The organism is Gracilimonas sp. BCB1 (assembly GCF_040117685.2).
Taxonomy (GTDB): domain Bacteria; phylum Bacteroidota; class Rhodothermia; order Balneolales; family Balneolaceae; genus Gracilimonas.
In genome coordinates this window covers 1-13900 of the sequence record NZ_JBEDYP020000002.1, presented here as the reverse complement: position 1 = coordinate 13900, position 13900 = coordinate 1, and the positions used below count along the sequence as shown (strand labels likewise).

The window sequence follows — 13900 nt, the reverse complement described above, 5'->3', positions numbered from 1 at the left end:
TTATAAATGCTGGTATCTAAAGCGGCACGCCGTTACGCCACTGCACTTTTAGAGCTCGCTAAAGAACAGGACGCGGTAGAACGCACCTTCGAAGATGTTCAGGTTATTAAGGACACCATCGAGGATTCGCGCGAACTGCAGTTGTTCCTGAAGAGCCCGATCATCAAGCCAGATAAAAAGGTAAATGCACTGGAAGCTCTTTTCGAAGGAAAAGTAAGCGAATTGGTGTACAAGTTTATCACTCTGATTGCACGTAAAAATCGTCAGAATATTCTTGATGAAATCACTCATGCTTTCATTGATATCTACAATGAGTTTGCAGGTATTCTGGAAGCAGAAGTGTTTGTTGCCAACAAAATGGACGACAAGCAAAAAGAGCAGGTTATAAAAAAACTGGAGGATGTTACCGGCAAAAAGGTGAACATCACAGTTAAAGTGCAGGAAGACCTGAAAGGCGGTATGGCCGTAAAAATAGCTGATACAGTTATTGATGGTACCATTAAGCATAAATTGGAACAGCTTGAAGATGTATTCCTGAATACAGCAACGGAATAAATTAAAACAGTTTTATTAATCTTAGATTACAATGAGTCAAGTCAGACCAGACGAAGTTTCAGCCATATTAAGAAAACAATTATCAGGCTTTGACAACGAAGCTGATACCTACGATGTGGGTACCGTACTTGAAGTAGGTGACGGTATCGCTCGTGTGTATGGGCTTTCTAAAGTGCAGGCCGGTGAATTGGTTGAACTGCCGGATTCAAAAAATGAAGAAGGCGAACCCGTAACCGGAATGGTACTTAACCTGGAGGAAGATAACGTTGGTATCGTACTCTTCGGTGCATCAAGTGCTGTTCAGGAAGGGCATACCGTTAAACGTACCAATGATATTGCATCTATCAACGTAGGTGAAGGCCTGCTTGGTCGTGTGATTGATCCTCTTGGTAATCCTATTGACGGTAAAGGTGCCGTAAGCGGAGAAACCATCCGTCTTCCACTTGAACGTAAAGCCCCGGGTGTAATTTACCGTGAGCCGGTAAAGGAACCTCTTCAAACCGGACTGAAATCCATTGACTCTTTGATTCCGATTGGCCGTGGACAGCGTGAGTTGATTATCGGTGACCGCCAAACCGGAAAGACTTCTGTAGCCGTTGATACCATTATCAACCAGAAGGCAACGCAGGATTCTGACAAACCTGTTCATTGTATTTATGTCGCTGTTGGACAAAAAGGATCTACGGTAGCAAACATTCGCCAGGTATTGGAAGAAAATGGTGCTATGGATTACACCACTATTGTTGCTGCTCCGGCCAGTGTTTCTGCTCCTATGCGTTACATTGCCCCGTTTGCCGGTGCTACCATTGGAGAGTACTTCCGCGATACCGGTCGACACGCACTTGTAATTTATGATGATCTTTCCAAGCAAGCGGTAGCTTACCGTGAGCTTTCCCTGTTGCTGAAGCGTCCTCCGGGCCGTGAAGCGTACCCGGGTGATGTATTCTACCTGCATAGCCGACTTCTGGAGCGTGCTGCTAAGATCATTAATGATGATAAAGTAGCAGGGGAGATGAATAACATCCCCGACGAACTGAAGCCAAAAGTAAAAGGCGGTGGTTCTCTGACAGCGCTCCCGGTTATTGAAACGCAAGCCGGTGACGTATCTGCTTACATCCCGACTAACGTAATTTCTATTACTGACGGGCAGATCTTCCTGGATACGGATTTATTTAACCAGGGTATTCGCCCGGCTATCGATGTTGGTACTTCGGTATCCCGTGTAGGTGGATCTGCTCAGGTAAAATCAATGAAGAAACTTTCAGGTACACTGAAGCTTGACCTTGCTCAGTATCGTGAGCTGGAAGCTTTTGCCAAGTTCGGTTCTGATCTGGATGCTTCTACTCAGGCGCAGCTTCGTAAAGGAGAGCGTACGGTAGAACTGCTTAAGCAGGATGTGTACCAGCCGCTTCCGGTAGAGCAGCAAATCGCACTTCTGAAAGTTAATGATGAAGGTCTGCTTGATAAACTTGCTGTAGAGCAAATTGAAGAATTCGAAAGTCAGTATCTGGAAACCATTGGCATCAAGTATGAAGATGAGATGGGTAAATTGGCACAAAGCGGTGTTTTAGATGACACTTTTGGCAGCCAGCTTATCGAAGTAGCGGAATCCGTAATTGACCAGGTTACAGCAACCAACTAAAGAATTAGCATAGATGGCGAATCTTCGAGACATACGAAACCGGATATCATCTGTAAATAACACGCAGCAGATTACCAAAGCTATGAAAATGGTAGCTGCTGCCAAGCTTAGAAAAGCGCAGGACCGCATGACCCAAACGCGGCCTTATGCATCTAAGATTGAAGAAGTTGCAGGGCGGCTTGCTGAAAACAGCAATGCTACAAATCCGGTAATGCGTAAACCCGAAGAAGTAAAAAATGTACTTTTTATCGTTGTGGGATCCGACCGGGGATTATGCGGTGGATTCAACAATAATCTTTTTAAAGAAGTAGAGAATCGTTTGCACAACGATTTCCAAAAGTATCTGGATAATAAAACATTATCATTGGTTACCATTGGAAAGAAAGCTACGGCTCACTTCAAAAAGAGAAAATATAAAGTAACTAGCAGCTTACCCGGCTTTTTTGATGACATCCAGTATGATGCCACATCAAGAATAATGGAAGCAGCTACGGCACAATTTGTGGATGGCGATTTTGACGAAGTATATATCGCTTACAACGAATTTAAGTCTGTGATTGCACAGAATCGTAAAGTTCAGAAGGTACTTCCCATAGATACAGAGGATATCACAAAAAGCGATTCTGATAATGCATCTAAGCAAGCTATTGATTACCTTTACGAGCCGAATTCGCAGGCAATATTAGATCGATTGTTGCCTTTGCATTTAAACATGCAGCTATGGCGAGCCGTACTTGAGTCGAATGCTTCGGAGCAGGGTGCACGAATGACCGCAATGGACAGTGCAACCGAAAATGCCAAAGAACTTGAACGCGACTTACGCCTTGAGTACAACCAGGCCCGACAAAGTGCGATTACAACAGAAATTTCTGAGATTGTATCCGGTGCGCAAGCACTGAGTGAAAATTAGGAGAGCTGGCAGAGTGGTCGAATGCGGTGGTCTTGAAAACCATTGAGGCCTCACGGTCTCCGGGGGTTCGAATCCCTCGCTCTCCGCAATAAATAGCCCCTTTTGGGGCTATTTCTGTTTTATATAATGGGTTTTAAATAATATCATCGTGCATGCGTTTACGCCTCAAACCAACAAATTAATATGACAGCACGAATTCTTTTATCGCTTATTACTTTCTTGTTTGCCTTCAGCTCAATGAGTGTTGCTCAGGATACTCTTCAAATTGATTTTAATACCTTTCTGAATAGGGCTTTGGATAATTCAGGGCAGATCAAGTATCAGCAACAGGATGTGGAAATTGCTGAGAACCAGATTAAGCAGGCGAAAGCACAGCGCATTGTTCCAAATTTGAGGTTAGATACACAGCATGGACTCGTTCCGGGTATAGAAAGTGACAGAACGGATCTGCAGGAAGATGAGTATTACCTGGATCCCAACCTCCGTAATAACTGGAATGATTGGGCCATATACACAAAGTTTCAGCTATCAGCGGTACAGCCGGTATTTACCTGGGGTGCTATCAATAAGGCAGTTGAAGCCGCAAAACTGGGAGCTGAAGCTGCTCAGTATAGTTTCGATGCTAAGCAAGCCGATCTGGAATTAAGACTGTTCGACTTATATTTCAGCTATGTATTGGCTATGGAAATTGAACGGTTGCTGGAAGAAGCTCAGGGTAAGGTGAATCAGATTGAGCGACAGATCAACGAAATGAAAGAAGAGGGAGATAGCAGCCTGGATGAATCTGAGGTTTTCAAGTTTGAGATCTATAAATCGGAGTTTGAAATTCAGAAGGCAGAAGTTCACGAGAATATGAACTTCGTAAAAGAAACCTGGAATTATGTGCTTCGAAACGAACAGGGTAATGTGTTTGAGCCTCAGGTCAGGTTTCTTGATCCGGTGGGTGCCAATATTGAACCGGTCGATTTTTATCAAAACGCTGCATTTAATAACCGCGCTGAACTTAAGGCCCTGAAAGCAGGAGAGGAAGCTACTGAAACCTATATCACTTCTCTTAAGAAACAGAATTTGCCCGGATTGTACCTGGCTGGTTATGTAAATTTTGCCAATACACCTAATCGTCCAAGACAGTCGAACCCTTTTATTCAGAATAGTACCAACCTTTTTACAGGTGGATTTGGATTCACGATCCGGCAAAAGCTCAACTTTTTCTCCATCCGGGCTAATATCGAACGAAGTAAAATTAAACTTAAACAGGCTTCATACGCACAGGATGCAGCTAAAGATGGAATACTGCTTGAGGTTAACAACCATTACCGGCAAGCATCTCTGGCGGATGTAAAAGTAGAACAGACCGATGAGGCGCTGGTAACCTCCAAGAGATGGCTGAGGCAGGAACAACTGGACTACGATTTTGGTATGGGTGAAGTGAAAGACCTGATCGATGCCATGCGCAAAGAACTGGAGCTTAAGCTTCAACTAAAGCAGCGTATTTTTGAGTATAATTCATCACTCGCAAAACTGAATAAATCGGCAGGAATTCCGTTAACTACGCTAATAACAAACTGATTCAGACAATGCATATGTTAAAAACGGTCATTAAAGTAATTCTATTAGGTGTATTTTTAACGTCAACGGCGGTTGCTCAACAAACAGCAGAAGATATACGCTCGCTTTTGGAAGAACGAGATGAACAAATTAAAGAGTTGGTGGGTCCGGAAGGCACAGAATATACCGATGAACAGCGCCAGCAGTTAAAAGAGATTATTAACGGGGTGATCAACTTCGAAGCCATGGCCAAAGAAGCTCTTGAAGAAACCTACGATACCATTTCAACAGACAAGAGAACCGAATTCGTTGACCTATTTGCCACCATCGTGAGAGATCAGTCTTTGAATAAGCTGGATATATATCGGGCAAAAGTCACCTATCAGGATATTCAGGTAGAAGGTGATGAAGCTCGTGTGGAAACACTCGCTCAGCTCGAAAATGTGCGTACACCGGTTAATTATGAGATGGAGTATCAGGACGGACAGTGGGTAATTGTGGATATGGAAATTGATGATGTATCTACGGCTTCATCATACAATCGTCAGTTTCAGCGCATTATCAATCAAAGAGGTTTTGAACCGTTATTGGAAAGCTTAAGAAAAAGGGCAGCCCGGGCTTAATTAACTGAAAGGGTAGGTATAAACAGCTTCAGTCGTATCAAAGCCATACAATCTGCAGGGTCCAAAAATACATTTCATAAAAACTCTTGAGTAATTTAACTTAGTCTGTTCAAAAGATTCATTACCTAATTTATTGATGCTCAACAAATTAAAAGGTGCTCTTCTCACCAAGTTTCTTTCTTTGCTTGTTGTAAGCCTATATGCTCAGGATGGCAGGGTATTGACTCTTTCAGACTATTCCTACGAATACATCCAACGACTGCAGCACCGTGGCAAAATGCTGGATCTTGACCCAACCATGCTTCCTTATTCATACGGAGAGGTAAAGCAATCTATAAGCCGGATAAATGAAGAACACTTATCTCATAATGAGAAGGTTTGGTTGAACCTGATAAAGGAAAGGGTAGAGCTAAATCAGAGTGATGATAACGAAATAGGATTTGAGTTTTCCCCTTCACCCGTGCTGAGTGATACCGAACGGCTAGATGTGGTAGATCCCCTGAATCAGGATCTGTATATATATCCTGCTGCCACGGTTACCGGGTACATGGAAAAGGGGAACTTTGCCGGTCAGCTTTCTTTCCGCCACGATTATTACTACGACCAGGACCCTGATGGGTTTGATGCGGCAAAACGATTGTATATCCGGGCTGAAGATTCTTACCTGGGGTATCAGAAAGACGGGATAAAGATTATGCTGGGCCGCTATAATCACCATTGGGGGAAATACGGAGAAGCCTCTTCCATCATCAGTACGAATGCTCGTTCTTTCGATAATCTGACGTTCAGCTTGTCGGGGAAGTATTTCTCATTTCAAAGTATCATCGGAGAGTTAAATGATATTTCCGGGGATGGCACTTTCGTTGAACGAACCACCGAAGATCCGGACGATAAGAATCGGTTTATCTCGATGCATCGGCTGAATTTCCATCCAACCAAAAACTTTCGGCTTAGCTTTTTTGAAGCCATACTTTATTCCGGCCATAATACCGGACTCTCTTTGAAATACAGCAACCCGCTGCTGATGCATGTATTTGTTTCCGACAATATTCCCTGGGATGAAACAAATAACCTGTTATTAGGGGGAATGATTTGGGCTCAATTCAGCAATATGACCCTGAATAGTCAGTTGCTGATCGATGATTTTCAACACACCGAAGATAAAGACGAGCCCTTCACCTTTACCTTCCTGAGTTCCCTTAATTATGCTCTTACAAACACCAGTGCGGATTTGAACCTTGAATTTGAAGCTGTAGCGTATCAAACCTATAACACGGATTTAGCAGAAGGGCGCTATTTGTACATGAACAGGGGCATAGCTACTCCGACTAATGATTATATAAAGATTAAAGCATATCCTGAACTTTACCTGGATCAGCATCTCAGGGGATTAAAAGTAGCTCCTTACCTGACGTATTACATGAAAGGTGAACAGGTTATCAATCAGGAATTTAACAGAGAAAACCTGGATGGCAGCGTGATTGATATTATACTAACCGGACAGGTAGAAAACACAGTTCGGGGCGGCCTGCATGTGCTTTATCAGCCCTCCTCAAACTTTTGGTTTGAACTGGATACAGGATATAATCATATTGCTAATTACAACAATGTAAGCGGGGTAACCCGCAGCAGGTTGGTAACGATATTTAAAGCGGGCGTTAGGTTTGGGCTATATGGCAGTAACTGAAAATTTAAATACAATCGGCTGAGAATCAATTTATGAAAGTATTGATCTACGCCACCACCTTTGGTGCCGACTTACTGAGCTTTACCAAGTATCTCACGGAAGAAACCGACTCGGAAGTGAAAGTGTTGCTGGATGATGCAGAAAAGTTTAAGCAGGAAGGAATATTCGATTTTTGGGATATTGATGTTGAGCTGTACGATTCCAACAAGATGGCACTTATTCGGGGCATTAAGGGCTTCGATCCGGATATCACCATTATGGATAACAACATTCCGCTTAGAAAGCTCAGTCCCAAAGCATTGATACTGTGGCACGGCTACGGCTGGAAGGGGCCCAATGATGAAGAAGAATTCAAATGGCTTCACCGCAATATTAAGCTGACCTGGGGCACCATGAAAGAGCCCAACCCGGATATCAAATGGGCCAGTTTTGGGAAAGTCGATTTTAAACACCGGACGGAAGTGAGTGGGTTTCATCCCGAAAATTGCATTAACCTTGGGTCGGCCAGCCACGATTATCTCCAGAAAGATGTACCGAAAGAGGATTTGCAGCCCTATTACCCTTTTGATGTGGTAAACAGGAAAACCGTATTGATTGCCCCAACCTGGCATTACGGAGAGGTTTTTTCACATTGGGGAGATGAGGATAAGCTATTCAACCGGCTGCTTACGGACCTCAATGAAAAGCAGGTAAATGTAATTCTGCGGCTGCACGATTCGTACCGGTTTGAACATCATTATCTTGAATTCCTCCAGAGCCTGGAAACTAAGTACGACAACATCGTTCTGAAGTTTAAGGATCATCATCCCGATAATTTTCTGGACCTGCAGGTAGCGGATATTATGGTTACAAATTTCAGCAGCATTGCGAACCTGTTTTATGCAACGCAACGGCCAACGGTTCACATCTATCCTGTAAAAAGTAAGGATGAGTCGTTTATGTGGCTGAACAAAACCCTGTTCGGTATTCGAAAGAAAAAAGTGGATTCCATAAAATTTATCTGGAAGTACGACCCTGAAGAAAATGGAGGGATGCTGGCCCGTAACTTTGATGCCATGATGGATCAAATTCAAAAGGGGCTGGAAAACCCGGATTGCTGTGCAGAAAAAGCCCGCGAATACTTAGATAAGCACATGCTTTCGGCCGATGGTAAAAACTGTGAGCGAATCTGGAATACCATAAAAGATCTTGTAGAAGAAGAGAACTGAGTTCAACTATGAATCACACCATCAGCCCTTGAGTATTCAGATCACACAAAGTGACCTTCAGCAAACCAAAGACCGAATATTTTTTATCGTGGGTACCAGCCGGTCCGGGTCAACCTTGCTACAAAGTATGCTCAGTTCGCACCGGGAAATTGTAATTCCGCCGGAAACCCATTTCTTTCAATCCGCTACAGTGCTCGAACAAAAGTATGACAAAAGCGGGGATAAAGAAGCTTTCCGGAAACAACTTTTTGATTTTTGGTATGATCAGAAAACACGAATCAGGGATCTTGGACTGAAAAAAGAAAAAGTACTGAATCTGTCGGAAGAATTAGAGATCAACAAACCTTCCGATCTTTTTAACCTGCAGTTATCCATGTACCGGAAGGAAAGAGATAAAAATATAGTTGGGGAGAAAACGCCCCGGCATATAATGCAGGTTCGAGATATTCTTAAGGCCTATCCGAAGGCCAGAATAATTTCGATGTTCCGCGATCCCCGTGCAGCAGCCTGGTCAGAGATAAAGGCTCATTTTGGTTCTCCTTCCGTTTTTGTGACAACACGACGCTGGCGGGAATATGTGGAGATGCACCAGAAGCTACAGAACGAATTACCCGAAGATCAATACATGATGCTTCGCTACCAGGATTTGATCGAAGACTCTGAGGGAATGCTGAAGCGGATTTGTGTTTTTCTGGGAGTGGACTTTCAGCCGGAGATGATGGAGTATTACAACAGGGAAGAAAAAGGGTTCGCTGAAGGTGAGAAAGCCTGGAAAAAGGGAACCCTTAAACCCATTCAAAAAAACAAAAATGAAGAATGGAAGTCGGCATTGAAACCATGGCAGATTGCATTGGTCGAAAGTACAGCCGGTTCTAAGCTGGAAGAGATGGGATACCGGAAAAGTGAATATTCCTTGTCCTTTTCCAAAAACTTGTTCTATCAATGCTTAGATTTCAGCCGTTCAATTCGGGCCACTTTAACCGGTGCCCGCAAGGAAGGTTATACGGATCCAAACAAATTTTAATTCGAATAAAAAACAGATAGTTAGGTAAGAAAATGGCGGTATTCAAAAAAGTTGGTGAACAAATAACCGCTTTATCAGATGTACTTGGCTTCGAACGCAGAGATCTCCGTGCAGATCTTGGGATGCCCTGGGATTATGTGAAAAGTAAAATCATGAACTCACACTTTAAGTGGGATTATGATGAGATTGAGTGCTACTGCATGTTCGTTGGCTACCCCCGCAGCGGACACACACTGGTTGGTTCTTTATTAGACGCTCACCCGGATGTGGTTATTTCCCATGAACTGGATGCATTGCGCTACCTGAGAGCCGGATTCAGCCGGGAACAGATTTTCAGCCTGATTCTCCATAAAGACAAGGTTTTTACCGGAAAAGGACGCGAATGGACCGGCTATGATTACGCCATCGAAGGGTTGTGGCAGGGACGGTTTCGAAACCTGAAGGTCATTGGGGATAAAAAAGGCGGAGGTTCATCCCGGCACCTGCAAGCCAAACCGGACATCATTGAGAAGCTCAGGAAAGAAGTTCAGCTTCCGATCAAACTGATTCATATTGTACGCCATCCTTTGGATAACATAGCTACGCATAAAAGAAAATGGTCGGTACAGCCAAGCCTGCAAGAGGCCATCGACAGTTACTTTAAGAGGGTGGAGGCGAATGCCAAACTTAAATCAGAAGTAGCTGAAAATGAGTGGTGTGAGCTTACCCACGAAGAGTTCATTTCGGATTCAGAGAAAACACTCCGTACGCTTGTAGAATTTTTAGGGGTTGAGCCGCATGAGGATTACATCAAAGCAGCAGCAGCCAAAGTATTTGATTCTCCTTCCAAGAGCCGCACCAAGATTGAATGGCCACAGGAGATGATTGATCAGGTTGCAGAACGCAGTCAGAAATACGACTTCCTTAAAGACTACGAATTCACGGTCTGATTACTTGCGGATAGCCTGTATGGCATCTTTCTCACGAAACCAGATGACAGATGCCGTGACGCTGAAAACAAAGGCGGCCGCCAATGCAACCGCTCCAATGGTAGCTTCTCCATAAAAGGTAGTGATGCCGTACCTGACAGCATAGGCAAAGCCGGCCAGCGGGATAAGAGTGGCGAAAGCTGAGATACTCTTCAATCCAAACCTCCAGACGTTGGTCTCGGTGAGCTTAGCCCCGAAGTAAATGATGACCAGGGAAACCAGTGGATAGACGGTCAGCCAAACGAGAGCAACAGCCATCATGCTTATTTGAGAAGCAATGAGGAATCCGACAGGTAACAGAATGGCATTTGCTGTGGTGAAATAGAAAATGAAACGGGCTTCGCCTTTAGCGTTAATGAGTTTTGGAAGCAGGGTAACCAGGCATTGAATGATTCCCACGGCTACGAATATTCTCATGTAGGGAACGGCATCCATCCATTTTTCATAACCCACCAGGGGCAGGAACCAGTCTATATACGTGCCGATGATGACCATGACGGTTCCCACCAAAAGCATACTAGCTCGCGACATGGTAAAGAAGTAATTCCGAAGACGAGGGACCTGATTTTGCAGCTTGGCAAATGCAGGGTAAGCAACCCGGTTAATTACATTGGAAAGCTCCTTCACGGTATCAAATACCAGGCGATAGGCAAAAGAATATATCCCGACCAGCTCCATGGAGAAGAATTTACCGATGATCAGGTAATCCGCGTTCATATAAAATTTCTGAAAGAAGTTGGAGCCGGTGGTAAACATTCCGAATTCGATGAGGTGTTTCACCTTGCCGTGATCGTAATGAAAACGGGGGAAGTAAGGCTTGAAAAACATGCAGAACACCATTTGTCCCACTTTATTTGCCAGTTCAGCAAGTATGATAGCCCAGGCTCCCCACCCGGTATAAGCCAGGTAAATCATTAAACCCGCCGATGAAGCCAGCGCCACGTTATCGCTGATGGCCAGCTTCTTGAATTCCAGGTCGCGCATCATCAGCTTGCTTGATATCATATAAAAGCTGAAAGCGATGATACCCAGCATGTATACCCGGATCATAGAAGAAAGCACGGGTGTGTCATAAAAAGAAGCAACAAAAGGGGCACCGAGATAAATAATTCCATACACAACAACCGAAAGCAGAAAGCTGATCCAGAACAACGAATCGACTTGTGTGCGCCCGATTCTTTTTTCCTGTACCAGGGCAGTTCCCAGTCCCAGTTCGGTTAAGGCTTTGGTGGTACTGAAAAAAGCGAGGGCAAGTGCAGCAATCCCAAACTGCTCCTCAGAAATAACTTTAAGCGTATAGAAAAGAGCCACAGCATTCAGCAGACGTGCTGTTACCGAACCAACCCCACTGTAGAGCACTGAGGAGGCTACTCTTCGCGCAAAGGAACTTTCACTCATTATCTTGAATAATCATCAGGGATTGTCGCTTTTGTTTGTAAAAATGGAGTCAGCAAATATAGGGCGTAGCTCAGGCAATTGAAATGAAGGATTAGCCGGGATGTTATCAAATTCTTAGAGAATTACTAATTAAGTGCTAACATAACTTGAGCAAGTTCTTTATCTTTAAGGATTAAAATTTTCAGCTAAAAAGTTACGAATGTCAAATAACAGCACAAAAGCAGCAGACGGGAAATTATTAGTTTTAACTCCGGGAATGGGAGCCGTTGCCACCACCTTTATCGCAGGTGTTGAATCTATCCGAAAAGGATTGTCCAAACCAATCGGTTCACTTACCCAGATGCAGACCATCCGTTTAGGAGCTCGGTCTGAGAACAGAAATCCGCTCATCAAAGATTTTTTACCACTTGCCAACTTAGAAGACCTGACATTCGGTGGGTGGGATGTAAAGCCCGATAACGTTTATGATGCCTGCGTTCACGCCAATGTGTTGAAGCCTCAGGATATTGACCCTATTGCGGACTTTCTGAAAAGTATTGAGCCTATGTCGGCCGCTTTTGAGCAAAAGTATGTGAAGAAGCTGGACGGGCCTAATGTGAAGGACTTTAAAACCAAGAAAGACCTGGCCGAGCAGCTTCGCGAAGATATTCGTAACCGGATGAAAGAGACCGGAGCATCCCGAGCCGTCATGGTTTGGTGTGGTTCTACCGAAGTGTATCAATCGCCGGCAGCTTGCCATATGTCGATTGAAGCCTTTGAAAAAGGACTGGAAGAAAATGACGAGGCGATTGCTCCTTCTCAGCTCTATGCCTACGCAGCCATTATGGAAGGCGTTCCTTATGCTAACGGTGCTCCAAACTTGTCGGCTGATAACCCTGCTTTAACTCAACTGGCAGAAGAGAAGGGAGTTCCTATTGCCGGTAAAGACTTTAAAACCGGACAAACCCTGATGAAAACCATTTTAGCCCCTGGTTTCAAAACGCGAATGCTGGGTATTAAAGGATGGTTCTCAACCAATATTTTAGGAAATCGTGACGGGGAAGTGTTGGACGATCCGGAAAGCTTTAAATCAAAAGAAGTAACCAAGTCTGGCGTACTTGATACCATTTTACAGCCCGATACCTACAAAGATCTCTACAAAGATTTATACCACAAAGTCCGAATCAACTACTACCCGCCAAAGTGATGGCTCGACATTTTGCTGGATTGATAATGAGATGAAACTAATTTTGGTGCTGTTTGCATTATGATCTGGACCTTGCTCACCTTTTATTCAACCTTCCAAAGCCTGAAGGCGGGCCAGAATTTATTGGAATGGTTTAACTTACTTGAAGAACGGCAAATGAAAAGCGACATGTTAATCATGATTTTATTGGTATCATGGTGATATGAAAATATTTAATTTTAGGTATGTGTGGGTGGATGGAGTGGTGGTGGGTGGTGGGTGGGTGGTGGTGGTGTGTGTGTGGGGGTGGTGGTGGTGTGTGTGTGTGGGTGTGTGGTGGGTGGGTGGGTGGGAGTGGTGGTGGGTGGTGGGTGGGGTGGTGTGTGGTGGTGGGGTGGTGGTGGGTGTGGGTGGGTGGGTGTGGTGGTGGTGGTGGTGGGTTGGGTGGGTGGTGGTGGGGTGGTGGTGGTGGTGGTGGTGGTGGTGTGGTGAGTGTGGATGGTGGCATGGTGGTGGGGTGTGGGGTGGGTGGTGGTGGTGGGTGGGGGTGGGGTGTGGTGGTGGAGATGTGGTGGTGGTGGTGGTGGTGGGTGGTGGACATTGTGGTGTGTGTGGTGGTGGGTGGTGGGGGTGGTGGTGGGTGTGGTGGGTGGTGGTGGGTGGTGTGGAGGAGGGGGTGTGTGGGTGGGTGTGTGTGTGTGTGTGTGTGTGTGTGTGTGTGTGTGTGTGTGTGTGTGTGTGTGTGTGTGTGTGGTGGTGGTGGGTGTGATGGAATGGCAAACCCATGGCATCTCGTGAAACATATATTTTAATGAAATAAATATAGTGTTTGGAGCCTCACAGGCATGATGATGGTGGAGACTCCATGGAGAGAAGAAAAGATGGATGATGATGGTTTGTGGTGGTGGTGCTGGTGGCGTCTGCTGGTGCTGGAACATGGCGCGTGTGTGTGTGCGTGGGTGTGTGTGTGGGTGTGCTGATTCAATGTTTCTCCGTCGTCAATAGGCGTAACCAATTGCCTCATAGGGAGCATGCTTAGGCACCATAAAATGGCCGCCGGAAAAACCACGTTCTGTTTTTGCGTTAAACTTGTTACCCGGTTTCAAACAGCCTGGTAGCTAAATTTGTTTGATAAAAATGATCCATAAAGCCAATCCCTGAAACCCTACATT

Annotated in this window: 11 protein-coding genes, 1 tRNA gene and 1 pseudogene; 12 read left to right on the top strand and 1 reads right to left on the bottom strand. The window is 44.7% G+C overall.

The annotated features are described in order from the left end of the window. Positions 1–6: 6 nt before the first annotated feature. The 10 genes from atpH (at position 7) to ABFW99_RS00200 (ending at position 10126) form a co-directional block, all read left to right on the top strand. Positions 7–555, top strand: a complete 549-nt coding sequence (gene atpH, locus ABFW99_RS00245; RefSeq protein ID WP_349355223.1) for an ATP synthase F1 subunit delta — start codon at positions 7–9, stop codon at positions 553–555. A gap of 31 nt (positions 556–586) precedes the next feature. Continuing rightward, positions 587–2197: a F0F1 ATP synthase subunit alpha gene (gene atpA / locus ABFW99_RS00240; RefSeq protein ID WP_349355222.1), complete on the top strand. Its 1611-nt coding sequence runs from the start codon at positions 587–589 to the stop codon at positions 2195–2197. A gap of 13 nt (positions 2198–2210) precedes the next feature. Further along, positions 2211–3107, top strand: coding sequence for an ATP synthase F1 subunit gamma (atpG, locus tag ABFW99_RS00235; RefSeq protein ID WP_349355221.1), 897 nt, complete (start codon positions 2211–2213; stop codon positions 3105–3107). Continuing rightward, a tRNA-Ser gene (locus ABFW99_RS00230) sits at positions 3107–3193 on the top strand. Before atpG ends, ABFW99_RS00230 begins: the two co-directional genes overlap by 1 nt. 97 nt (positions 3194–3290) lie before the next feature. Continuing rightward, positions 3291–4676, top strand: a complete 1386-nt coding sequence (locus tag ABFW99_RS00225; protein ID WP_349355220.1) for a TolC family protein — start codon at positions 3291–3293, stop codon at positions 4674–4676. 14 nt (positions 4677–4690) lie between these two features. After that, on the top strand, positions 4691–5278 hold the full coding sequence (locus tag ABFW99_RS00220; RefSeq protein WP_349355219.1) for an MlaC/ttg2D family ABC transporter substrate-binding protein: 588 nt from the start codon (positions 4691–4693) through the stop codon (positions 5276–5278). A gap of 136 nt (positions 5279–5414) precedes the next feature. Next, on the top strand, positions 5415–6965 hold the full coding sequence (locus ABFW99_RS00215) for a capsule assembly Wzi family protein (protein ID WP_349355218.1): 1551 nt from the start codon (positions 5415–5417) through the stop codon (positions 6963–6965). A gap of 32 nt (positions 6966–6997) precedes the next feature. Then, positions 6998–8173, top strand: a complete 1176-nt coding sequence (locus ABFW99_RS00210; protein ID WP_349355217.1) for a CDP-glycerol glycerophosphotransferase family protein — start codon at positions 6998–7000, stop codon at positions 8171–8173. 28 nt (positions 8174–8201) lie between these two features. Beyond that, the gene (locus ABFW99_RS00205; RefSeq protein ID WP_349355216.1) at positions 8202–9197 is read left to right on the top strand and encodes a sulfotransferase family protein; all 996 of its coding nucleotides are present in this window, start codon (positions 8202–8204) and stop codon (positions 9195–9197) included. Positions 9198–9229: 32 nt separating this feature from the next. Continuing rightward, positions 9230–10126 (top strand): sulfotransferase family protein, encoded by an 897-nt coding sequence (locus ABFW99_RS00200; protein WP_349355215.1) that lies wholly within the window; start codon positions 9230–9232, stop codon positions 10124–10126. Here ABFW99_RS00200 and ABFW99_RS00195 read toward each other — a convergent pair whose 3' ends face one another. Continuing rightward, positions 10127–11563, bottom strand: a complete 1437-nt coding sequence (locus ABFW99_RS00195; RefSeq protein WP_349355214.1) for a lipopolysaccharide biosynthesis protein — start codon at positions 11561–11563, stop codon at positions 10127–10129. A 199-nt stretch (positions 11564–11762) separates the two neighbouring features. Here ABFW99_RS00195 and ABFW99_RS00190 point away from each other — a divergent pair. Beyond that, positions 11763–12746: pseudogene (locus tag ABFW99_RS00190) on the top strand (inositol-3-phosphate synthase); the annotation flags it as partial. A 205-nt stretch (positions 12747–12951) separates the two neighbouring features. After that, positions 12952–13497 (top strand): hypothetical protein, encoded by a 546-nt coding sequence (locus ABFW99_RS00185; RefSeq protein ID WP_440707380.1) that lies wholly within the window; start codon positions 12952–12954, stop codon positions 13495–13497. Positions 13498–13900 lie beyond the last annotated feature (403 nt).